Origin of the sequence: Carboxylicivirga sediminis, assembly GCF_018156225.1 — a bacterium.
Classification (GTDB): domain Bacteria; phylum Bacteroidota; class Bacteroidia; order Bacteroidales; family Marinilabiliaceae; genus Carboxylicivirga; species Carboxylicivirga sediminis.
In genome coordinates this window covers 28409-52476 of record NZ_JAGTAR010000030.1, presented here as the reverse complement: position 1 = coordinate 52476, position 24068 = coordinate 28409, and the positions used below count along the sequence as shown (strand labels likewise).

The 24068-nt window shown below is 40.7% G+C and carries 19 protein-coding genes and 2 tRNA genes; 5 read left to right on the top strand and 16 right to left on the bottom strand.

The genetic code is table 11. The annotated features are described in order from the left end of the window. The first annotated feature begins 199 nt into the window (after positions 1-199). The gene (locus KDU71_RS17375) at positions 200-3127 is read left to right on the top strand and encodes a M16 family metallopeptidase (protein ID WP_212192367.1); all 2928 of its coding nucleotides are present in this window, start codon (positions 200-202) and stop codon (positions 3125-3127) included. A gap of 44 nt (positions 3128-3171) precedes the next feature. Here the strand turns inward: KDU71_RS17375 and KDU71_RS17370 are convergent, their stop codons facing one another. From KDU71_RS17370 to KDU71_RS17350, 5 genes are all read right to left on the bottom strand, one after another. After that, positions 3172-3978, bottom strand: coding sequence for a tRNA threonylcarbamoyladenosine dehydratase (locus KDU71_RS17370; RefSeq protein ID WP_212192366.1), 807 nt, complete (start codon positions 3976-3978; stop codon positions 3172-3174). A gap of 104 nt (positions 3979-4082) precedes the next feature. Then, positions 4083-5306, bottom strand: a complete 1224-nt coding sequence (serB, locus tag KDU71_RS17365) for a phosphoserine phosphatase SerB (RefSeq protein WP_212192365.1) — start codon at positions 5304-5306, stop codon at positions 4083-4085. A gap of 213 nt (positions 5307-5519) precedes the next feature. Next, positions 5520-7223, bottom strand: a complete 1704-nt coding sequence (locus tag KDU71_RS17360; RefSeq protein WP_212192364.1) for an alpha-L-fucosidase — start codon at positions 7221-7223, stop codon at positions 5520-5522. 94 nt (positions 7224-7317) lie between these two features. Next, complete coding sequence (locus KDU71_RS17355) at positions 7318-8415, bottom strand: carbohydrate-binding family 9-like protein (protein ID WP_212192363.1); 1098 nt, start codon at positions 8413-8415, stop codon at positions 7318-7320. 74 nt (positions 8416-8489) lie between these two features. Continuing rightward, on the bottom strand, positions 8490-10745 hold the full coding sequence (locus KDU71_RS17350) for a family 20 glycosylhydrolase (RefSeq protein ID WP_212192362.1): 2256 nt from the start codon (positions 10743-10745) through the stop codon (positions 8490-8492). Between the two features lie 288 nt (positions 10746-11033). Here KDU71_RS17350 and KDU71_RS17345 point away from each other — a divergent pair. Both KDU71_RS17345 and KDU71_RS17340 read left to right on the top strand, forming a co-directional pair. Beyond that, positions 11034-11106 (top strand) — tRNA-Gly (locus KDU71_RS17345). A 58-nt stretch (positions 11107-11164) separates the two neighbouring features. Then, a tRNA-Thr gene (locus KDU71_RS17340) sits at positions 11165-11236 on the top strand. Positions 11237-11278: 42 nt separating this feature from the next. Here the strand turns inward: KDU71_RS17340 and KDU71_RS17335 are convergent. From KDU71_RS17335 to KDU71_RS17310, 6 genes are all read right to left on the bottom strand, one after another. Then, on the bottom strand, positions 11279-11716 hold the full coding sequence (locus tag KDU71_RS17335) for an HvfX family Cu-binding RiPP maturation protein (RefSeq protein ID WP_212192361.1): 438 nt from the start codon (positions 11714-11716) through the stop codon (positions 11279-11281). 60 nt (positions 11717-11776) lie between these two features. Beyond that, on the bottom strand, positions 11777-12523 hold the full coding sequence (locus KDU71_RS17330) for an HvfC/BufC N-terminal domain-containing protein (RefSeq protein WP_212192360.1): 747 nt from the start codon (positions 12521-12523) through the stop codon (positions 11777-11779). Beyond that, on the bottom strand, positions 12507-13346 hold the full coding sequence (locus tag KDU71_RS17325) for an HvfB family MNIO-type RiPP peptide maturase (protein ID WP_212192359.1): 840 nt from the start codon (positions 13344-13346) through the stop codon (positions 12507-12509). Before KDU71_RS17325 ends, KDU71_RS17330 begins: the two co-directional genes overlap by 17 nt. Before the next feature lie 72 nt (positions 13347-13418). After that, complete coding sequence (locus KDU71_RS17320; RefSeq protein ID WP_212192358.1) at positions 13419-13862, bottom strand: HvfA family oxazolone/thioamide-modified RiPP metallophore; 444 nt, start codon at positions 13860-13862, stop codon at positions 13419-13421. Between the two features lie 87 nt (positions 13863-13949). Continuing rightward, positions 13950-14228, bottom strand: coding sequence for an anti-sigma factor family protein (locus tag KDU71_RS17315; protein ID WP_212192357.1), 279 nt, complete (start codon positions 14226-14228; stop codon positions 13950-13952). Between the two features lie 9 nt (positions 14229-14237). Then, entirely contained in the window at positions 14238-14792 is a 555-nt protein-coding gene (locus tag KDU71_RS17310) for a sigma-70 family RNA polymerase sigma factor (protein WP_212192356.1), read from the bottom strand. Positions 14793-14917: 125 nt separating this feature from the next. Here KDU71_RS17310 and KDU71_RS17305 point away from each other — a divergent pair, with 125 nt between their 5' ends. Continuing rightward, on the top strand, positions 14918-16201 hold the full coding sequence (locus KDU71_RS17305; protein WP_212192355.1) for a Na+/H+ antiporter NhaC family protein: 1284 nt from the start codon (positions 14918-14920) through the stop codon (positions 16199-16201). Positions 16202-16238: 37 nt separating this feature from the next. Here the strand turns inward: KDU71_RS17305 and hflC are convergent, their stop codons facing one another. The 5 genes from hflC to KDU71_RS17280 form a co-directional block, all read right to left on the bottom strand. Then, positions 16239-17183 (bottom strand): protease modulator HflC, encoded by a 945-nt coding sequence (hflC, locus tag KDU71_RS17300; RefSeq protein ID WP_244828550.1) that lies wholly within the window; start codon positions 17181-17183, stop codon positions 16239-16241. Then, the gene (hflK, locus tag KDU71_RS17295) at positions 17173-18168 is read right to left on the bottom strand and encodes an FtsH protease activity modulator HflK (protein WP_212192354.1); all 996 of its coding nucleotides are present in this window, start codon (positions 18166-18168) and stop codon (positions 17173-17175) included. The genes hflC and hflK overlap by 11 nt, the downstream gene beginning before the upstream one ends. Positions 18169-18331: 163 nt before the next feature. Further along, complete coding sequence (locus KDU71_RS17290; RefSeq protein ID WP_212192353.1) at positions 18332-20041, bottom strand: M56 family metallopeptidase; 1710 nt, start codon at positions 20039-20041, stop codon at positions 18332-18334. Next, a complete protein-coding gene (locus tag KDU71_RS17285) occupies positions 20038-20409 on the bottom strand; it encodes a BlaI/MecI/CopY family transcriptional regulator (RefSeq protein ID WP_212192352.1) in 372 nt (123 codons plus the stop codon). The genes KDU71_RS17290 and KDU71_RS17285 overlap by 4 nt, the downstream gene beginning before the upstream one ends. A 194-nt stretch (positions 20410-20603) precedes the next feature. After that, positions 20604-21185, bottom strand: a complete 582-nt coding sequence (locus KDU71_RS17280) for a DUF4136 domain-containing protein (protein ID WP_212192351.1) — start codon at positions 21183-21185, stop codon at positions 20604-20606. Positions 21186-21370: 185 nt separating this feature from the next. Between KDU71_RS17280 and KDU71_RS17275 the strand changes: the two genes are divergently transcribed. After that, on the top strand, positions 21371-23932 hold the full coding sequence (locus KDU71_RS17275) for a M1 family metallopeptidase (RefSeq protein ID WP_212192350.1): 2562 nt from the start codon (positions 21371-21373) through the stop codon (positions 23930-23932). Positions 23933-24068: the final 136 nt, after the last annotated feature.

The following is a 24068-nucleotide window of genomic DNA, read 5'->3' as shown; positions in this document are numbered from 1 at the left end:
CATATTTAACCATAAATTCTGCCAGCTAATTCGGTATAAACTTTATTGAAATGCCTGATACACCTCTGTTTCACCTCAATCATTGCTAATTAACAATTCAACCTACCAACTAAAACTTTAGTAGAATTATTTAACAAGTGTCTATATATTAATTATAAATAACTATCTTCAAATATTCTTAACATCAAAAACTAAACTTATGAAACAACTATCATGCCTGCTGCTTACAGGCTTTCTGGCACTTTTTTCGTGTCAACAACCTACCTACCAAACTCAACAACATACTGATAGTAATGGCTACAGTTACGAATCAGTTACCAACGACCCCTACAATGCCCGTATTTACACCCTTGACAATGGCTTAAAGGTCTATTTAACGCGTAACCTTGACGAACCGCGCGTGGCTGCTCTCATTGGTGTTAAAGCCGGTTCTACCTTCGAAGATCCCAATGCTACCGGTCTGGCGCACTACATGGAACACATGATGTTTAAAGGCACCAGCAAAGTAGGAACAGTTGACTGGGAAAAGGAAAGTGCCCTGTTGGAGCAAATATCTGACCTATTTGAAAAGCATCGCGCAACCGAAGATGTTGAAGCTAAAAAAGCCATCTATGCTCAAATCGATAGCCTGTCGCAAATTGCTGCCACTTATGTTGCTACCAATGAATTCGACAAGCTTAATACAGCAATGGGTTCATCTCGTGTAAATGCCGGTACCTCCTACGAATCGACTGTATACATGTGTGAAGTTCCAAAAAATGAATTGGAACGCTGGGCCAAGCTCGAACACGAGCGTTTTACCGGATTGGTGCTTCGCTTATTTCATACCGAGCTTGAAACCGTTTATGAAGAATTTAACATGTATCAGGATATGGACGGTCAGCGTGCTTTCCAAACCATGATGGAAGGTTTATTTACCAACCACCCATATGGACGCGATGTAATTGGCTTCCCTGAGCATCTGAAGAATCCTTCAATGGAAGAAATATACAAGTTCAAGGATAAGTTCTACATTCCCAACAACATGGCAATTGCACTGGCTGGCGACCTGGATTTCGAACCTACCATTCAATTGATTGACCAGTATTTTGGTAAGATGGAGAAAAAAGAATTTGCTGAACCACAATTACCAAAAGAAGAACCAATCACTGCCCCTGTGGTAAAAGAAGTTGTTGGACCTGATGCCGAAAGCATGCAAATGGCATTCCGTTTTAATGGTATTGGCAGCGATGACGAAATTATGGTGGACCTTATCAGCTCTATCCTATCAAATGGTCAAGCCGGATTAATCGATTTGGATCTTGTACAAAAGCAAAAGGTATTAAGCGCCTCATCTGGCTCATGGTTCATGCGCGACTATGGTATTCACATCTTTAATGGTAAACCAAGAGAAGGACAAACGCTTGAGGAAGTGAGAGACCTGCTGTTAGCCGAGTTGGATAAAGTGAAAAACGGCGAATTTGAAGATTGGATCATTGAGGCCATCGTGAACAAAGCACGTTTGGACTTTATGAATGCCCTTGAGTATCCGTTCTATTCGGCCTATTCGCTGATGAATGAGTTTACTTCGGGTCAGTCACACGCCGATGTGTTGGCGAGCCTGGATAAGATGAAGCAAATTACCAAAGAACAGGTAATGGCATATGCCAAAGAGAAATATGGCGACAACTATGTAATTGTTTATAAACGAACCGGCGACAACAGCGCACTTGTTAAAGTGGATAAGCCAGAAATTACAGCTGTGCCTGTGAACAGGGATTTACAATCGGACTTTGCCCAGTCATTTCTTGCCGAGGAAATCAGTGATATCAACCCGGTATTTGTTGATTTCAACAGTAAACTTCACAAAGAAGAGCTTAAACCTGGTTTGGAATTCTTCCACTCAACTAACGAAAACAATGGCTTATTCCGCCTTAACTACGTGATTGATCTAGGTAAAAATAACAACCTGCAGTTTCCACTGGCGGTTGATTACCTGCCTCTTTTAGGAACTGACCAGTACTCACCTGAAGACCTGCGCAAGGAGCTTTTCCGCTATGGATTGAGCCTATCGGTTAATGCTGGTAACGATCGTTGCTATGTGACCATTGCAGGACTGGATGAAAAACTGGAGAAAGGTATTGAATTGCTTGAGCACATTATCCATAATGCTAAAGCCGAGCAAGAGTCGTACGATGAATTTGTTAAAGGTATCGTCAAAAAGCGCAGTGATGCCAAGAAAAGTCAGGGGCGTATCTTTGGTGCCATGGTTGATTACGGTATTTATGGCAAAAAATCACCTGGAAAATACCTACTTAGCACCGATGAACTGACAGCCATAAATCCGGAAGACTTAACCCGCCAGCTGAATGAAATGACCTATTATGAACACAAGGTATACTATTATGGGCCTTCATCAGCTGAAACAGTTACTGCATTGCTGAATCAGCATCATAAAACACCTGAGCAGCTGGCAGCTATACCAGAGGCCATAGATTACAAAATGCGCGAAAACGAAAGCTCACAGGTGTATGTGGTTGATTATGACATTAACCAGGCCAACATTTTACTGTTGGTTAAAGACACACCTTTCGATGCAGAAATAATACCTTATGCTGAGGTATTTAATAACTACTTTGGTTCTGGTTTATCATCAGTCGTATTCCAGGAAATCAGAGAATCCAAGGCTTTAGCCTATTCGGCAGGTGCAGGTTATGTTACTGCCCGAAAAGCGGATAAAGATAACTTTATATACGGCCGCCTTGGTACACAAGCTGATAAGTTAAGTATTGCCACATCCACCTTAACAGAGTTGATGAATGAGATGCCAAGAGCTGAAATGCAATTTAAACAGGCCTGCGAAGGTATTGTTAAGCAGATTAACACCGAACGCATTACCAATAAAGATATGTTTTGGGAGTACCTGAGCAATAACGATCGTGGCATTGACTATGATGTGCGCAAGGATGTTTATGAAAAGGCAAAAGTTATTTCTTTAGATGACTTCGAGTCCTTTTTTAACGAGCACATTAAAGGCAAAAACTATACTTACATGGTGCTAGGCCGCAAATCTGATTTAGACAAGAAAGCTTTATCGCAACTTGGTAAGGTGAACGAATTGGCTTTAGAAGATATTTTTGGTTATTAAAAACCAAAGGATAAAAGAAATCCCGGCCTGCAGGCCGGGATTTTTTATGCTTCATTTATTACTTCATCTCGTATTTGTTGTATCACCAGTCCGGCCAGTGTCATCCCGAATATACCAGTTATATGTGCTAAGCTTCCATTAATAGCCGCTTTTAAGCTGCACCACTCATGGTTAACCAAATCAGGATCGCCCGGTCCGTTCTCTGCCTTTGGGCATAAGCATTTTTCAGTGCCGCAAGTAGCATCAGCACCTGCATTTTCAAGTAACTCATCACTATATACGCAAAGAAAATCACGCGAAGGTTCACCCACCTTTCGCACCATTTTACGAATTTTTCGAGCCAGGGGGCATCCTTTAACATTCCAGAATGAATCAACTCTTACCCGCGTTGGATCAACCTTAAGAGCTGCTCCCATTGATGAAACAAATAAGGCATTTGTTTCGGTAGCACGGCGAATCAGGTGTACTTTACTGCCCAGACTGTCTATAGCATCAATAATCACATCATAATCATCGAGCTTAAAGTCATCTGATGTTTCTTTACTATAGATTTTCTGCAATGCTGTAATTTCAGCCTTTGGATTAATCTCCAGCAAACGTTCCTTAAGCGCCTCTGTTTTGACCTGTCCCACCGTTTTTGAGGTAGCCATCAATTGGCGATTGACATTAGTGACACACACGCGGTCGCTATCCACAATGGTCAATTTCGTGATACCTGTGCGAATCAGACTCTCGGCACACCAACTGCCTACACCTCCAATACCAAATAATATCGCATTTTTCCCGGCCAATGCCTGCATCACTTCCTTGCCCATTAACAGCTCCGAGCGATGAAAAATTCCTTTCCCCATACTTAACTCAAATCATTGGGCGGCAAAAATAATAAATTTCTACTTTTCAGAAGTGCGAAATAAACGCTAAAAAAACATAAATTACTCCACTACAAATCAGAAGCTTATAGGTTTATCTCTCTATCCCTGAAACCCAATAAATAGAGTATGGCATCCAGACCAATGGTAGAAATGTGATGCTTGGCCGATGCTTTTACCTTAGGCTTGGCATGAAAAGCGATACCTAAACCTGCCAGCTTTAACATGGGTAAATCATTGGAACCATCACCTACAGCAATGACCTGCTCAAGATGAATATCTTCTTTAAAGGCAAGTAATTTAAGCAGTTCTGCTTTCTTCTCTCCATTCACAATCTCACCTTTGTGCTTACCCGTCAGTTTTCCGTCTTCAATCTCCAATTCATTGGCAAACACATAATCGATATCAAGCTTACTCTTCAGGTAATTACCAAAATAGGTAAATCCTCCTGACAAGATAGCAGTTTTGTAGCCATATTTTTTCAGTGTTTTAAACAGACGCTCTGCCCCTTCGGTAATTGGGAGGTTTTCTGCGATATCCTTCATAACGCTTTCATCCAATCCTTTTAACAATGCCACACGCTGTATAAAACTCTCGTTAAAATCAATTTCGCCGCGCATGGCAGCCTCTGTAATGGCCTTCACCTCTTCGCCAATACCAGCTTTAATGGCTAATTCGTCAATTACCTCGGTTTGAATAAGGGTCGAGTCCATGTCGAAACATACTAAACGGCGGTTTCTGCGGAAAATATTATCGGCCTGGAAGGCAATATCTACCTCCGCTTTTTTGGCAATATCGATAAACTCCTGTTTCATTCCTTCGGCACTTTTGGGTGTACCACGCACCGAAAATTCAACAACCGACTTATCATTCCCTTCATGATCATCCAATAAAACACGGCCGCTAAGACGGGATATATAGTCAATGTTTAAGCCCTGATTTGAAATAATACTGGTCACCTGCGACAGCTGCTCAGCACTTAACTTGCGTGACAATAGTGTGACAATAAAACGCTCCTTACCTTGCTGCCCCACCCACTCTTTGTACTTCTCCTCTGTTACAGGTGTAAATTTAAGGTTAAGCCCTAATTCATATGATTTAAACAACAGTTCTTTTAGCACTGGTGCTGACTCCGCTGCTTCAGGTACTTCAAATAAAATACCCAATCCTAAGTCCTCGTGTATAACTGCCTGACCAATATCCAGAATATTAACGCCGTAATGCGACAAGATACCTGTTAATATGGCGGTTAACCCTGGCTTATCCTCACCGGATATATTCAGCAATATAATTTCTTTGCTCTTATTCATGATATTAATTTGCAGTTAAAAGATTTGCAAAAATAACAATCTATAAGGAAACGACTTCAAATATGTGTTACTTTTCCACCAAAGAAGCCTTCTTTAACAACTTTTGATGATCGTATCCCTCTGAATAATGGTTCTCAATTGGCGGAAATTAAAGAGCCGCCTTTATCCAACGGACAAAGGCGGCTCCCATTACAATATAAATGCAAAATCAAACTAATTACTTTCTATAACATGCCCCTTTCCTCTGTAGAGATCTAATTCGCCATCCAATAATACGGCTATAACTGTCATCTCCTTATCCAGCACTTTTTCTGGCAAATCAATATAGGTAATGCCTGGCACATCGCTCCAATATTGCTTACCTATTACCTTATGACTTAGTTTTGTACCATTACCAACTACCCAAATGCGGTTAATTTTATTCTTCAGACCGCGTACAATCAAAGGTCCGTTGTTTTTACCATCTACCATCAGGTAAAGTATGTTTTTATCTTTCGACAGTGCTGTTGCCCCATTGTAATGACCACCGGGAATTGGTTCGGTCATATCATCCAATGCAATCTGGTGCTTCTTGCCCCAGGCCTCATCCTCTTTAACCTTGCCCAAGGCAAGTTCTTCCAATCGAACAGCAGGCGTCACCAGTTTAATGCTTCTCTTCAACTCAACAGCCAATACAGTCATGATTGGATCAGCCATTGCATTATCCATATTAATAGACAATACCTTATCGCCATAATCGAACGACAATTCCTTTCCCTGACCAACAACACGTACTTTCTCAACATCTGCATCTAAACCATTTACTAATATGGGGTGATTTGGTTGATTATCTACATACAAATAAAGCGTGTTACCATCCTTAGATAATGCCGTTGGTCCGTTAAAGTGTTTCTTATCTATACCAGCCAGAGTTCCGTAAATGGCTTCCTCATGCTTTGAAGTCCAACGGCCAAACTCTTTAAGAATATCCAATTGTTCTTGTGGAATACTTCCGTCGGCATGTGGGCCAATATCCAATAACAGGTTGCCTCCCATACTGATACAATCCACAAAAATACGAATCAACTGATAGGGAGTTTTGTAGTTATGATCGTTATGCTGATAACCCCATGAGTCATTCATGGTCATGCACAACTCCCAGTAAGGATTATTGGGTTTCTTGATGGGTACTCCCTGCTCCGGCGTATCATAATCGCCATACCCTTGCAGGCGGCTGTTCAATATGATGTTCTTATTGTATTTAAGCATCAGTTCACGCAGTTCCTTCGATTTCCACTCTTCGGCCGAGTGCTCCCAATCACCGTCAAACCAATATAAATCGGGATTGAAACGCCCCGATAGCTCATTCATTTGAGCGAAGTAAAAGTCAGTGAACTTATTCCAGCGCTCATCATCATTCTGGTAGCGATTCTCGTTACGTAAGTGCGCCGGATAATCTGGGTATGACCAATCGATTAAGGAGTAATACAAGCCTACCTTAAGTTTTTCTTTACGAAGTGCTTTCACAAATGGCTCAACTATATCGCGCTTAGCAGGCGTATTATCAACCGTATTAAAGTGCTCTGTTTTGGTGTCCCAAAGTGCCACGCCATCGTGATGTTTAGTGGTTAACACGGCATATTTAGCACCACTGGCCTTTATGATTTTGGCCCATTCGCCTGCATCATATTTGGCGGCAGTAAAGCCATCAAGCTGTTTCATGTAATCGTCATAATTAATGTACCCATTAAAAAACGACCAGGATTCATCAATACCGTTCACCGCATAAATACCATAATGGATAAAAATGCCCAGCTTGGCATCTTTAAACCACTGCATGCGCTTTTCCTTTCCTTTTTCTGTTTCGGTAACATCTGGCTGCGCCATAAGCGATGTAGCCATCAGGCAGGTCAGAATAAATACTACGTGTTTTTTCATATACTTAAATTTATACTTTCAGCTTATTAGTCGATTGCCACAATACCCGTAAACCATTTATATGACCTAACAGGCAAGGTGCAATAATCTTGTTCTACTTTTTCATTTTCCAGGTACGCCCCTCATTATTAATGTGCCAGTTAAATTCACTTTCTGCGCGAGATGCTTCCGCCTCAAACAAAGAACCTGTTGTAGCTATTTTATTGACATATTGGAGCTCTGGCAAGTGCACGGCCGATAACTCATGGACTGATTTGGCGTATGCCCCTGTATGGTTTTTAAACAAGCGTTGAGCGTGATAGATGGTATAAAGTTCCCACTTAACCAACTCATCCTGGTTGAATACAAAAGCTTCTTCACCTTCACCGGCAACAACATCAGAAAATTGTAAGAATCCCCATGTTTCAGGACGATGCATATCAATAACTCCTTGCGGCGACCACACCCAGTTATCTTCATGGTAGTGTTTTCCTGTTTCAGGATTTATTTTCTTTTTATACTGACCTTCAATCACATCATATTGCCATTGTACTCGGCTGAAATTAATACGCCACTGATTACCTGCTTTAGCATCCACACCTCCACAATACTCACGTAATACATCCAGTGGGAATGCCAATTCAACAAACCAGCCTTCATCGATATCATCGGGCTGATTAATGGTACCTTTCAAGCTAACAGCAGACTTAAGGCCGTTAATGTCCCAGTTATTGATTGGCGGTCCACCATCGCGATATGGTTTCACTAAAAGCAGATCCCAAACAGTGTTAAATGCATTCATTTCAAACTCATAGTAACCATGCGTATCTCCATTAGGATCGATAAACACCTCAAAATCATTATCATAAAAAATCACAGCATCACGTTCTGTTAAGCTGGCACATAAATGTGGTTCTTCAAGGTAAGCGCCAATGTAAAGATACTCATCATCCCAGAGCATTTTGGCCCTTGTCGACAAGGCGGGTGCCGACTTTTTATCCCCTTCTATATCTACAAATAAATCTGTCCAGGGCGCATTTTGCCAGGCCGCTTCATTCAACTCACCATCTATATTCAGTGGCTCTGATGCACGATAGCAAATATAATGTCTGGGTGCAAAGGCCGGCAAATTCAGCTGTCCAACATCCTTAGGTGGCGCTGATTGGCAGGCCGCCACAATCACAATCAACAATATTGGTATTAATCTCTTCATCCTCTTATTTTTTTCTCTTGTTCACCCGATAACAGTCAAGAGAAATTTATATTTATCCTATTTGTTCTTTCGTGTTAATTAAAAAGCTCATCTGAGGTTACTTTCCTTTTCTTCTGACCAGGCACCTGAACATACACCTCTTGCAAAGCTCCTCCTCCAATCTGACAATATATCAGACGTAAAGGATGCAATCCTGCTTTTAAAGCAATAGCTCCTTTTCGTCCGCGCGGCCCATGACTGGGATCATTATCAACAACCAATTGCTCATGTATAAAAAGCTGATCGCCGTCGTCGGACTTGGTATAAAAAGTATAAACCCCATCGAAGGAAGCCTTAAAATAGCCGTCAAATACCAAGGCATAGTTCTCCTGCCCATCGTACTGACCTAAACCAAAATCAGCAACCACAACTTCGGCATCAGCACTCTTGCCAACTGGCACATCTTTACTTTTCCAATAACGCCCCTTATAAAACCTTCTTTTAAGACCTGATTTCGCATCAACAACAACCGGTTGTGCCGGGCTTTGCTTAATGTAATCAGCACTGTAAATTTTACTAAACACCTTCCCTTTATAGGCTCTAAACCTGATGGTGCACGACTTGTCAATTTCAATAGCACCTGTATACTTAATACTTTGGCGGTCGGGTGCTGTTCCATCTAATGTATAATACACCTCTATTTCGCTATCAGGTATAGTTAGCTGAAATGATGAAACATTGGTAAACACAGTCTTATCCTCAAAACCGGTAATTTCAGGCAAGTGATAAAACAGCCCTTGCGATTCGAAATAAGTATAATGGCTTTTTAACCTCTCCTCAAACGCCTCAAAATTTTTCAACTCCTGATTGGTCCACCCGGACTCGGCCATCGCCAACATACGTGGCAGCACCTGGTAGGCCAATCGCTTGGTATTTGGAATACGCTCCGTCCACACGTTACCCTGCACACCAATAATCCTGTTTGCCATATCAACCGTAAAATCATCGGGCACCGGCTCAAAATTATAAACCTTGCTGGTAGGCGTTGCTGAGTATGGAAAATCGAAATAGTACTCAAAATCAGGGGTTACAATGATATCATTACCACCTTTAGCGGCATCACGAATGGTGTTAGGTGCCCAGTTGCGCCACCACATAACGGTTGCGTTATCGCTCAAACCACCTTCCACAATTTCGTCCCAGCCTAATAGTTTTTTACCTTTCGAAGCTAAAAAGTCTTCTATCTCATGATTAAAATGCGATTGCAATTCGTGTTCATCCTTTAATTTTAATTTTTTGATAGCAGCCTGACAACTTGGACACTTTTTCCACTCATCCTTATTCACCTCATCACCTCCAATGTGGATGTATTCTGATGGAAATAATTCGGCCACCTCAGTTAAAACATCCTCAATAAAGGTGTAAGTTGATGCTTTGCCCAGACAAGCAGGGTAAGAAAAATGCGCACCCCATCCGGCTTTGCCTGTACATGACAGGTGAGGGTAATTTTCAATAGCCGCCTTAAAATGCCCAGGCACATCAATCTCAGGAATTATTTCAATATTTCGTTGAGCGCAATAATCAATCAAGTGTTTCAAATCGGCCTTTGTATAAAAACCGCCATATAGTTTTTTCCCCTCTTTGATGGCATAGTAATGATCGGGTATAGCAAAGGTTGCATCGTCAATTGAGCGCTCCAGACAAAGACTATCCTGATTATTATGCTCGCGCCAGGCTCCATTTTCTGTCAGTAAAGGGTATTTTTCTATTTCAATACGCCAGCCCTGATCATCTGTTAAGTGCAGGTGTAGCTTATTGAGTTTGTAGTATACCATCTGATCAACTAATGCCTTTACTTCATCCAGGGTAAAAAAGTGGCGCGATACATCAAGGTGCAATCCACGATAGGCAAATCTTGGCATATCATTAATTTCGCCGCATCTAATCTGAATATTATCGTATTCACCAACAGGCCACATTTGCAAAAAAGATTGATAGCCATTTATCCACCCGGCTTTTGATGAACTATATATTACTATTCTATCTGTTTTGATTTGCAATTGATACGCTTCTTCATCCAAATCGGGATTATATACTAACAAAAAAGGAGTGGCTCCCTGGCTATCGAAGGTCAATCCTGGTTTATTGGATTGTTTTTTCAGCAATTCTATCAATTCCATTCCATCCGGATAATTGCTTTCAATGGCAATACCATGATTGATTGATAAAAAATCATCGTTATAGCTTATTGAGTTAGGCTGTGGAATAATCGCATACTTATCAACTATGGTGCTATTTTGACAGCCAATTAATAAAAGAATTAGTGAGAGTGTAAATAACGTTTTGCTCATTATTATCTAAATAAGTTATGCTACAAAATTACAATGGCGCTTTCTTAGGTGCTTCGTTCATTTGTTCTGAAAGGGTAACTAAATGTTCCTTCATTTACTCTTTTAGCTGATATTTCGGCAAATAACATCACAAATCGACACACCCCTTGATGGGTGGGCAATATCGCAACTAAAGAAAAGTGCAGTCAAGTGTAAAAAAATGCCTTTTGAGATTTGTGAACTTTAGAAAAAGTTTTACTTTTGCAGCGCTGTTGAGAAAAACAGCCACCTGTTAAACGAACAGGCAACGCGAAAATAGCTCAGTTGGTAGAGCACGACCTTGCCAAGGTCGGGGTCGCGGGTTCGAGTCCCGTTTTTCGCTCAGGGTTTAATAGTAATTAAAATTGGATGTGATTCTGCGGTCGATTCAATTTTAGTTTGCCGATGTAGCTCAGGGGTAGAGCGCTTCCTTGGTAAGGAAGAGGTCACGAGTTCAATTCTCGTCATTGGCTCAAAAAAAAAGAGGGTAATCATTAATGACTACCCTCTTTTTTTTATTTTGAGATTTTGTTTACAACTGCTTCATCAATACTAAAGCGCCCAGGCCCTTTACTAAATATCAGGAATAACATTACCAGGTAATAAAACGGAATTTCAATGCCATTATCAGCCGAAGAGAAACCGTTACCCAAATGCACCATCAGAATAGCCATGAGCATCACAAACATTAAAGGTATTGTAATGTATCTCGTTAATAATCCTAACATTAACAGAAAAAAACCAGCAAACTCAACAGTTGCTGCCAGCAATACACTAACTGTAGGCAGCGGAAAATGCAGCGAAGCAAACCACTCAGCTGTACCTCGTATGTTTTCAAACTTTTTAACAGCCGGCTCAAACAAACCAAAAGCAAGTGTCAGGCGCATAGCCAGTAAGGCCCAGTCACCCGTTCGTTCAGCTGCATTGTTAATAAATTTAATTACATCTTTCATTTAATTGGATTTAGTTAATAAACGATAAAGGAGGGGCGAGTTTGGCGATTAATTCACTGCCTAAGTTATAATTAATATTTTTTTGTCAACTAAATCCGAGCAAAAAAATGCAAGATATTTTTGAATGGCTTCTTCATTATCAAAATTAAATTGCGAAAGAACACCCGGCACTATTTCAGGAAGGCTTTGCGGACCTTCAATGATATTTTGCAAGATAAATACATGAACAGGAGATATTTCTATAAATCGCACATCTCCCGAATCCATCACCCTATAAGTCAGAACATAATAATCCCCAGGCTCAGCAGCAGCTTCATCAGCATGCATTTTATGCACCGGATATGTCAGGTTGATTATCCGATGGTAAGGATTCATTATTAGAGAATCATTGAGCTGATAAATAGTTTTCATGATAGGAGGTTCCTCCACATCGCGCATAGTATGTACCTCAATCTCGTACCACTCAAGCCATAATAAATCATTAAGGGCGGGTTTATTGAGTGTTGCAGCATAGATATTTTCAGTCACAAATTCAACAAACTCACGGGGCATCTGCCATACCGCAGGTGTTTGCGCAGCATGTTTCGCCATAAACTCGCTCACCAGGTACTGCCAATCATCAACAGTTAACCATTCATTGGTAATCGGGAAGGCTGTTATAAGCGTATTATTAAAGATATTCCGAATTAAGCGCTGATAGTGCACTAAAGCCTCCGGGCGACTGAGTTGGAGTTTTACAATATTCTGCTTACGACACACAGCACCAAATTGCTCCTGTATTTTCCGTGTATCAGCTTTCAATAACATGCTCAACCTCCCATATTTTTTTAACGATACCCTTTAGCCGCTCCATCTCTCCTATTAGTTCCTGAGTTTCAGGAATGTTAAAATCACGCTCTAACAATACCGGCACAGGCTTATTTAGTAGCTTCACTGTATACTCAAAAAGTGTATATACAGGATCTATAATTGCCTGACCATGTGTGTCAATAATCAAATCATCACTCACCTTGTCATGACCAGCCATATGGATGTAAGCCACCTTATCGAGGGGTAATTGTGAGATGAACTCCTCTGCGTTGTAGCCATGATTGAAGGCATTGACATACACATTATTTACATCCAGCAGCAGCTGACATCCTGATTCTTCAACTACTCTACTTACAAATTCTTGTTCGGTCATTTGTGCAGCCACAGAAGTATAGTATGATACATTCTCCAACACGAGCGGACGCTCCAGGTAATCTTGCACCATCTTAATACGCTTTACAATGTGCTTGATAGCATCGTCTCTGAAAGGAATCGGCAATAAATCATACAAATGGGCATTATCGGCTTTGGCAAATGAAAGGTGCTCCGAGTAGATAGAAACATTGTATCGCTTAAGGAACTCCTTAAGCTGCTTCAGGAATGTCCAATCAAGGTCATCCGGACTACCAATAGACAATGACAAACCATGACAAGTTACAGGATAGCGACCGGCCACAGCATCCAGTTTTTTCTTCCAGTAGCCACCCATGCCTATCCAGTTCTCGGGAGCCAACTCTATAAAATCTGGCTTAAAAGCTTCATTATCGATGAATTCATCGGCAAAATCGCGTCTAAAACCCATTCCAACCTGATATCTCATTGCTAATCTTTCTAATTAATAACCAAGCTGAGTAAGCTTCCTGTTTAAAGACTACTCAGCATCATTTTCGCATTAACTTCCACATTTCCCCTCACCACACTTTCCTTCTGTTGTTTTTGTTTCTGACTTTTTAGCCTCTTTAGTGGTTGTTTTGGCTTTTTCACCTTTCTTTTCGCCACACTTACCTTCTCCACACTTTGCCTCTGTAGTTTTGGTCTCAGCTTTTTTGGCTTCTTTGGTACCTTCAGCTTTCTTTTCTTCACCGCACTTGCCTTCGCCACATTTTCCTTCGCCGCATTTAGCTTCACCCGATTTATAGGTATCTGGCAAATTAGCTGTGTGCACCGGTGAACCGTATTGCTCCAGTAAGTTCGTTCTCAGCTCGGCTCCTGAGCCTAAATCACCGTAATTCAACAAGTTTTCGGCATTAGCACTTAAGCTTGATGCGCCAGCAATCATTCCACCAATAATTACGGTTTTGAGCAAACCATTCGAATTGTTTTTCTTCGTTTTCATAATGATATAATTAATAGTAAATGATATACATTTCTTTTATTATTTGTCAAGTTAGACGCACTACCAATTATATCCTTACAAATAGCCTCAATTATTTTTCAGATCGTTTAAACGCTTATTCATTCGCTGTTTTTGTTCATCGGTTAGCTTAACTTCTACCCCTTGCTGTTCTATACGTTTTTTCATTCGTCCAATGGCCTTGGTCATAAAACTAACTTGGGCTGAGAATCGCCGACAATATTTACACATCAGCAAATGCAGCTTCAATTGAAATCGTTCACTCAACCTTAACTTATCTTGTTGCTCTTTCGAAATCAGAAAGGTGGCTTCCTTACAGGTAATCATCATTTTTCCTTGTGTTTCCATACCATAGTCTTACTGATTAAACCAACCTTTTTCGAGGCAATCACGCAATTGAAGTCTTGCGCGGTGCAACATCACCCACATATTAGACGGCGAAATATTTAATTCTTTACAAACCACCTCACCTTTCATTTCTTCCATAACACGCAGTATAAAGCAGGATGCCCATTTTTCGGGCAAATGTCTGATGCATGCCTGCAGGATTTTTTTCAACTCATCATTCTCAAGTAATTCATCACTGTTAACCTGCCATCGATCAGGCGCATGCTTTTCAAGCCAATGATCCTGCATGTTTCCATTCGGCCCAAATCGTTCTTCAACGTAAAACTCCTCACTGATTACCGAACGTTTGCGATAGTAGTCAATTATCTTTCTTTTTAAGATGGCTACCAGCCATGTTTGTACACTGCTCTTATGCTCAAAAGAGGCAAGAGACCTTATACCGGCTAAAAACGTTTCCTGCACCAAATCTTCTGCCACTTCCGGTCTACTAACGCGCACCAAAGCATAGTTATACAGATAGTCGCCATGGTCTTCCACCCAATTATCAGCGTTTATTTCTGGCATATTTTTTATATGTTGTTAGCTATATGCCACTTAAAACATGTTAACAGACCAATAAGTTTTATAATTAACAACAATGGTTATTGGGCATTTTTATAGTTTTGCACCGCAAAACAAAAACCATATACATGAAAACCAAGCAATCACTGGCACTATTGCCCATTATCGTCTTTTTATTTGTTTACCTAATACCAGGTTGGATTAGTGGGGATTTTTATAAGCTACCTATACTAATTCCATTTATTATAGCTTCCGTCATCGCTATTGTAATGGCTCCCGGACAAAAAACAGTTCAAAAAATTGATGTATTTACCAAAGGCATGGGGCAGTCAGGCATAATGCTGATGTGCGGTATCTTTATCCTGGCCGGTGCTTTTGCCAATGTGGCTAAAGAAATTGGCGCAGTGGATGCAACGGTGGACATCGGATTACATTTCTTACCGCAAGAAATTCTGCTGGCCGGCCTGTTCATAATCGGCTGTTTTATTTCATTAGCTGTTGGTACTTCTGTTGGCACTGTAGTTGCACTCACTCCTGTAGCTATAGGTTTAGCCGAAGCTATTGAAGTAAACGCTGCCATAGCCGTTGGAGCAGCCATAGGCGGTGCTATGTTTGGTGATAACCTGTCAATGATATCAGACACCACCATAGCAGCTGCGCGAACACAGAACTGTAGTATGAAAGACAAGTTTAAGGCCAATATCAAACTGGTATTGCCGGCAGCCTTAATATCCATAACGGCTTATATTTTAATACCTTCTTCAGACGCTCAACACACCGCCACTATCACATGGATAGATTATTTAAAAGTGACTCCTTACTTAGCTGTTCTTATAGCTGCTATTATGGGAATGAATGTGTTTTTAGTACTGTCCATTGGTATTTTGCTGGCAGGAGGTATTGGCATGGCTATTGGTGATTACAACGCATGGTCTTTCTTTTCTTCGGCCAGTGATGGCATGCTGGGTATGGCCGAAATTGTATTAGTGTCTTTGCTGGTAGGGGGTATTGTTGAAGTTGTGCGAACCAATGGAGGCATCGACTATATTATCAGTCACATTGGCAAACGCACGAAAAGTACAAAAGGCGCCGAATTTAGCATCACACTGCTTACTGGGGTGGTGAATATTTTTACAGCCAACAATACCATCGCCATTTTAATGGCTGGTCCATTGGTCAAAAAAATTGCTGACAAATTCAATATTAAAGGCAAACGCTCAGCGAGCTTGATGGATACTGCCTCATGCTTTGTGCAGGGAAGTTTACCCTATGGCGCCCAAATATTAGCAGCTGTCGGCCTTGCAGCAGGCGCACTAAGTCCTTTCGATATTATGGGCTATTTGTTCTACCCCTACCTGATGGGCGCAACGGTACTTATATCTATCTTAATAAAAAAGCCTGCCAGAGATTAATCAAAGCAGGCTTCTATCAGTTATTAAATACTTAACGCTATTTCATTTCTCGCAGATATTTATAAAATTCACTATCTGTTGAAAGTATAATGTGCGTTTGATTATCAAAGGTCTTTTCGTAGGCTTCCATTGACTTAATGAAGCTATACAACTGGCGCGATTGAGCGGACTTATCGTAGGCGGCTGAATAGATGGCAGCAGCCTGAGCATCGGCCTTACCTTTAATTTCCTCTGCTGTTTTATAAGCCTCGGAAACAATGGTTTTCAGCTCCCTGTCTTTTTCTCCGTTGATGCGGGATGCTTCTCCCTGCCCTTCTGACTTAAATTTATCGGCAATTCGGTAGCGCTCACTTTTCATGCGCTCATACACCTGTGTTTGTACCTCTTCCACATAGTTGATACGTTTAATGCGGAAATCCAGTATAGCAATACCCAACTCCTTGGCTTGTTCGTTAGAGGCCTTTTGAATCATTTCCTGGATCTTATCACGACCAATAGAAATAGTCATTAAGCTATCACCAATCATTTCGCCAACAACACCTGATGAAACAGGCGTACGATTACTTGAGCGAACTGCCTCTTCAATATTATGCTTGGCTATGAAATTACGTGTTTCGCCATCCAATATATCATCAAGGCGAGAGTAGGCACTGCGCTCATTAGTCATACGCTTATAAAACTGCAATGGATCAGTTATCTGCCAGCGTGCATATGTATCCACAAATATAAACTTCTTGTCCTTGGTAGGCACCTGATTAGGGTCGCCATCCCACTCCAGGTAACGCTTATCAAAGAAATGTGTTGTTTGGATAAACGGTATTTTAAATTTCATGCCGGGCGTGGTAATGGCATCACCCACCGGTTTACCAAACTGAGTGACTACAACCTGCTCGGTTTCATTAACTATGTATGCTCCTTGTGAAAAGAAAAACAAAGCTATAGCACCGAGAATTATAAATATGATGGTTTTCTTATTGTCCATTGTTAGCTGATTTTTGTTGTGAAAGCTGCATTTGCAAAAGTGGTAATACATTGCTACCATTCTGATCAGTAATAATTTTTTGACCTAAACGCGGAATAACGTCTTCCATTGTCTCCAAATATATGCGACGACGTGTTACTTCCGGCGCTTTTACATATTCTTCGTACAAAGCATTGAAACGCGCCACATCACCTTTTGCATTATTCACACGCTCAGTAGCGTAGCCTTCAGCCATCTGTATCGTTTCCTTTGCCTGACCCGCAGCCTTTGGAATCACCTTATTATATTCAGCCTTTGCCTGATTGATTAAGGTTTCCTTTTCCTGTTGCGCTTCATTCACCGCATTAAATGCTGCTTTAACGGGCTCTGGCGGATTAACATCCTGCAACACCACCTGCTCTATTTTTACGCCAATTGAATACTCGCGACAGATGCGCTGCATTAATTCCTGCAACCTGGCGCTAATTTCGGCACGACCAACAGTTAAAACCTCATTTACAGTTCGGTCACCAACAATCTGCCTCATAGCTGATTCTGAAATATCTCTTAGAGTCACCTCGGGATTTCTTACCTTAAACAGGTAATTGTACGGATTATCAATCCGATATTGTACCACCCATTCCACATCTGCCAGATTCAGGTCTCCAGTTAGCATTAATGATTCTTCAATACTGCCTTTACTGGAGTAAGATGTTTTAACTCCTGCCCTGGCTGTGCGGAATCCAAACTCCATCTTCTGCTGACGCTCCACAGCCACTTTATAAACCGACTCTGCCAAAGGAATTTTGTAATTCAGGCCCGGCTCAACAGTTCTTACATATTTACCAAAACGCACAATTACGCCGACTTCCTCCGGGTCGACCGTGAAGAAAGCTGTCCAGGCGACAAAGGCTACAAGAAGGATAAGCCCCACCGACCGGATGTTTTTTAGTAGTTTCTCAAGCAGTCCACTGGAGGAGTTGAGATCAAATTGGTTAGATGCCATAAATTATGATGTATTAATTAATTATTCGCTCCGAATAGTTTTTTTAGTCAAGTCATCTCAAATGTAATAAAATCGCACTGCCTAAGGAAGAAATAAGCTCTAATTCTAATAAATAAAAAGCCCGGCATTACACCGGGCCAACATTTCTTACAAATCATTATGATTATTCTTCATCCACGTTCTTCATGGTCAAAGTTAAAGGGAATTTCTTGCGCAGCATTATTTCTTGCTCCTTGGTTAACGAATCATAATTCAGGCCTTCAAAAAAAGCGTGCTCTTTGCGTATATTCCAAATGGTGGAATAAACCATGTCCAGCGTCTGAATGTATTCATTGTAGGTGGTTGCATTACTGTATTCGTATAGCATTACGTACTTCTTATTTGTCATTACATGCTTATGCAACTGCTTGGCCGTTTCTTTCAAACTGGCACTCGACGAATATTTTATCTTAAACAGCTTAATTCCTTGCCTATCCAAATCTTCCGACTCAAACATCTTTGCCTCTTTAGGCGGCAACAAGTTAAACAAGGCTGTTTCACTGCCTTCTATTCCGGTTGACTCATCGGCTTTAGCCAAATAGCCAATCTTTAATAAATCATTTTCACGAAGAGCGGTTTTAAGCTTGTCCACTTCTTTCATCTTTGCTGACTTATCAATCTCTAGCAGAATAGACATCTTGTTTACATCTTTGGATGCCGGAGCCTGCATATGAGCTAGTTTCGTTCCGAGTTTATCAATATTCGTTTTTTGACCTTTTACAAAACACCCCTTATCAGACAATTGTATATTAAAACGAACAAATGAATAGTCATAAACTTTTACTGATTTGGCAACCGGAATATCAATTCCCTGACGCTCAAGTGCAAACTCTGAATCAGATGATTCAGTAATAACAGGTATTTTCTCCTGCCTGTGCGTCATATTGGCAAAAAAGAAAAATGCAACAATAAGCAATGGAAATACTAACAGTGCTTTTAATTGTGCCCTTAGTCCGGATTTTATTTTATTCATCATGGCAATTCGTTTTTTAATTGATAATAAATTAAAGTTATTGACCAGCTCTACTGAGCGAATGCTGATTAACTGACTCAGTAATAGAGACTGATAATCGAATAACTCATGCCCCTGGTCAATTACTTGCCGGTCGGCAATGTACTCGTGACATGTCTTAATCGATTTCTGTATGCGCCATGTGAGTGGATTAAACCATTGAAATATCGTGATGATATGCGCCAATAGTAAGTCCACGGTATGTTTATGCTTCACATGAACTTTTTCATGTGCTATAACTTGCTCAAATTCTTCTTCCTTCAGTACCTCTTTATTCACAAAAATCCATCTGAGAAACGAAAAGGATGGGCTTTCTTCATTAATCAACACAATGGAAAAACCTTCGTATTGAACCACTTTGTTTCTGCGTATAATCAGGTAAAGGTTAATTAGTAACATCAAAAGACGTATCGCAAAGAAGAGCAAACCGATAATGTAAGTGTAAAATATCAGGCTTGACCAACTAAAAGAAGACTCAACAACTCCGGCAGTTCCAACTGGCATCGGAGTAGCTGGGGCAATGGTATTATTTAAAACTTCAGGTTCTGCAACTCTAAAGGCAGGTTCTGTCATTAAAATAAGTTCTTCATAATAGTTTCTGAATTCACTTATTCTATTAAGTGTTATCCCAAAGAAATCCGAATTATCAACCGAAAACTGCACCGGCGTTAATGGCAGCAATAAGGCTAAAATCATTGACAGCATTAAATAAATGCGGTTGAAGGTAAAGTAGGTTTCCTTTCGGAAGAAAAGAATGTAGCCTGAATAAAACAAAGTAAGGCACAAACCACTCTCGAACAGATATATCAGAAAACGTGTCATTGTTGCTTCTTTTTAAGCTCTTCAAGCATTTTTATTGCTTCATTAACTTCTTCGATTTTCAGATTTTTATTTTCAGAAAAGAAATTCACCACCTGCGACAATGAGTTATTAAAGTAGCCTTTCACCAGACTCCCCAACTGGCTTTTACGATATTCTTCTTTCGAAATTAAAGGATAATACTCGTATGTGCCACCGTACTTGTTGAATCCAACCACTTCTTTTTTTACCAAAACCCTTACAATGGTCGAAACACTATTATAAGGCGGTTTAGGTTCAGGCATTTGGGCAATAATATCTTTAATAAAACCTTTCTCCAGCTCCCAAAGAAGCTTCATTATTTTCTCTTCTGCTTTTGTTAAAGTAATCATCGATATACCAAGTTAGTTAATCAGCATTTCAAACCTACAACTTATATTTAAGTTTATCAACTTATTTTTACGTTTTATTATTTAAAAATAAGTTTAAAACCACCATATTACTCATATACAAGAATATAACACAATAAAAAAGGAGCATTAAAAAAATGCTCCTTCTTATTAATTATATCACTTAAAAACAATACTTACTTGGGATACTTACGCATAATTGCCCTTACTACGTATGGAATACTTTTTTTGCGTAACTGCGGATTTTCATCAATCGTTTTGCTAGCAGCACTCTCCCATATCAATTGTTTCTTCTCTGCATCGTAGATCGAGCAAATTAGGGTGCCTACCTGATAATCAGTTTCAGTGACATAGGTGGTAGAGTAGCCTCCCCAACCCGGACCATAGCCCCATCCTGGGCCGTAGCCATAATAGCCTCCAAACCCTACATACACACTCACATTAGGATTAACTGTGTTGGTTGTTGTGCGTTGCTTTCGCTCTTCGTTGACCAGATACAAACTAACAATTAAATCGGCTCCCTGTCCTTTTTCAATCTCCTGCAGTCCGCGCTTGGCGAATTCATCGGCAAAGGCCGCTTCGATACGCTTCCGATCCAGCGAGTTTAAATCCTCTGTGGTATTTTTATCCCATCCATAAAAAGAATAGCTTGAAAACTGCTTAAAATCAACAGATGTATCGTAATCGTGTGTGGTTTTTATACCGGAACATCCACTAACCAACAAGGCCACAAGAGCAATGCTTAACCAATATTTCATAGGCTTAGTTTTATTAATTTCAATCATACTTATCCAAATGTAATTATAATAAATTATTCAGTTGTCTTAGGTATATTTTCTTCAAACTCCGGGCCATTATTTTGGCTTTTTTAACTGAGTTTTGTCAAACCCTCAGTTAATTCCGTAGCGATTGTTTATTTTTAGATGCAATAATTCGTTACAACATGAAACACGCCATCCTACTATTAAGTTTGAGTTTAGTATTAACCAATTGTAACATCTACCAAAAACCTGCACCCGAAGCTGGTGTTAGTCAGCGCTTAGCCAAACAGCGCAAAGCGCATATATCCGATTTGAATTATACACTCTCAATAATTGTACCCGAAGATAAGGATGAGCCAATTGACGGACATTCAATCATCCGTTTCAACCTCAATTCAAGAACGACTACCTATCTGGATTTTAAAGCAGACGACCAACAACTCTTGCAATTAATTATAAATGAGGATACCATTCCTTCGCCAGTAATTGAGAACGAGCATATCCAACTCCATAAGTCATCGTTAATAAAAGGTGCCAACACAGTACAAGTGAAATACATACTGGGTGATGGAGCACTGAATCGCAACACCGACTATTTTTATGCACTTTTTGTACCTGACCGTGCGCGCACAGCTATACCATGCTTTGACCAGCCTGACATTAAAGGCACATTTGAAGTTAAAATGGACCTGCCCGAAGGCTGGACTGGTGTTGCCAACGGACAAGCAACCACCAAACAAGCTACTGAGGGACGTATTCAGCTTGAGTTTGCCACTTCACAACCTATAAGCACATACCTTTGGGCATTCACTGCCGGCCAATACCAGTTCGATTCGGTTAATTGGAAGGACAAGACTATTGGCCTGTTTCACATGGTGGATGACAGCACAAAGTACAACAGAAACATTGAAGAGGTATTCAGGCAAACCCTGGCTTCACTTGACTGGCTGGAAGACTATACCGACTTCAACTACCCGTTTGACACATATAACCTGGTGGCCATTCCATCCTTTCAGTTTGGCGGCATGGAACACCCGGGAGCCACCTACTACCGTTCAGAAAAACTGTTTCTGGACGAAAATCCTACACGCAACGAAGAACTTGCCCGTGCCAACCTCATTGCCCACGAAACAGCCCACATGTGGTTTGGTGACTTGGTAACCATGCCCTGGTTCGATGAAGTTTGGCTTAAAGAGGTATTTGCCAATTACATGGCTGATAAAATCACAGAACCATGGTTTCCGGAGATGAATCATCAGCTTCGCTTTTTACTGGCTCATTTCCCTGCTGCCTATGCGGTTGACAGAACAGCAGGTACCAACCCCATCGGTCAACAGCTGAAAAACCTGCAAAACGCAGGAACACTTTATGGTGGCATCATCTACCATAAATCGCCCATCGTCATGAAACAGCTGGAAAAAATGGCTGGTGAAGCTCAACTGCAGCAAGGCATTCGCGAATATGTTAAAACCAATGCCTTTAGCAATGCATCGTGGAATAATTTAATAGCCTGCATAGACAAATACACTGAAACCGACCTAAAAGTATGGAGCAATGCCTGGGTATTCGAAGCCGGAAGACCCATTATTCATTTTGAACCATCTGCAGAGGAAAAAACCATCTGGCAACTAAACCAGGTAGCCGAACATCCTGAGTTGGCATCCCCAAAAACATATTGGCCACAAGCCATTAATATTATCCAGAAGGACTCCATCAGGCTTGAGTACGAAATGTTTGATGCCAGCATAAATCTCGACACAGATCCGGAAGAGCTCAACACCTTGTTTCTGGCAGACGAGAAAGGCTATGGACTCGTTCGCTTAACAGCGCCTCAAATCAACTATTGGCTCAATAACTCGCATATGGTAGAAGATGAATTACTGAGAGGTCGAATAGTCATCAACCTCTATGAGAACTTTCTGGATGGCAGCATTCACCCTGATAAATTCCTAAATTACCTATTGGAGTCCATCAAAAAGGAAATAAATCCGCTGATGCTAAGTCAATATGCCAATCAGCTGCAAACTGTATTCTGGCAATTTATCCCAGAAACATCGTGGGATACTTTATCAGCAAAAATTGAGAATGAATTATGGGTCTTGGTGGAAACTCAACAGACCATTGCTAACAAAAAAACGCTTTTCAGGCTGTGGAGTAACATTTCAATGAGTGAAGACGCAAACGAACAATTGGCACAGATACTTACTGGCAAATACAATATAGAAGGTATTACATTGAGTGATAATGATAAAATTCGCATTATCTCGCAACTAAGCATCAAGGAATACCAGGATTCCAAAGAACTTCAAGCTGAAACGGTGGAACTGTTGAATAGCCAACACAACAAAGAAAAACTGAGTTTTATGTTGCCTTCACTATCGCCTAATGCTGCCGATCGGGATGCATTTTTTCTTTCTCTTTCGAAAATTGAAAACAGAAGTAAAGAGGCCTGGGTGCAAAGTGCATTGGCCAACCTGCATCATCCGTTGCGCACCAACCATTCGGTTCATTACCTGCCAACCACTTTGCAACTGCTGGAAGAGATACAACAAACCGGTGATATCTTCTTCCCCATCGGCTGGCTAGGCAGTAGTTTCGGTAAGCACTCATCTGAAGAAGCCTACAATGTTGCTCATCGTTTTTTAAACAACCACCCTAACTATCCTGAACACTTAAAACTTAAAATATTACAAAACATAGATATGACACAACGAGCTTATACAATCAAAGAAAAATACTATTAACCTGAGTTCGACGTAAAATTTTGAACTCAGAACGCTTACAAATAGCGAGTTTCAAGTGTATATTGACGAAAGAATAGCGGGCTATTTTGAGTCGATTACAAGAAGAAAATTGCTGTTTGTAAGAGGGATTAACAAA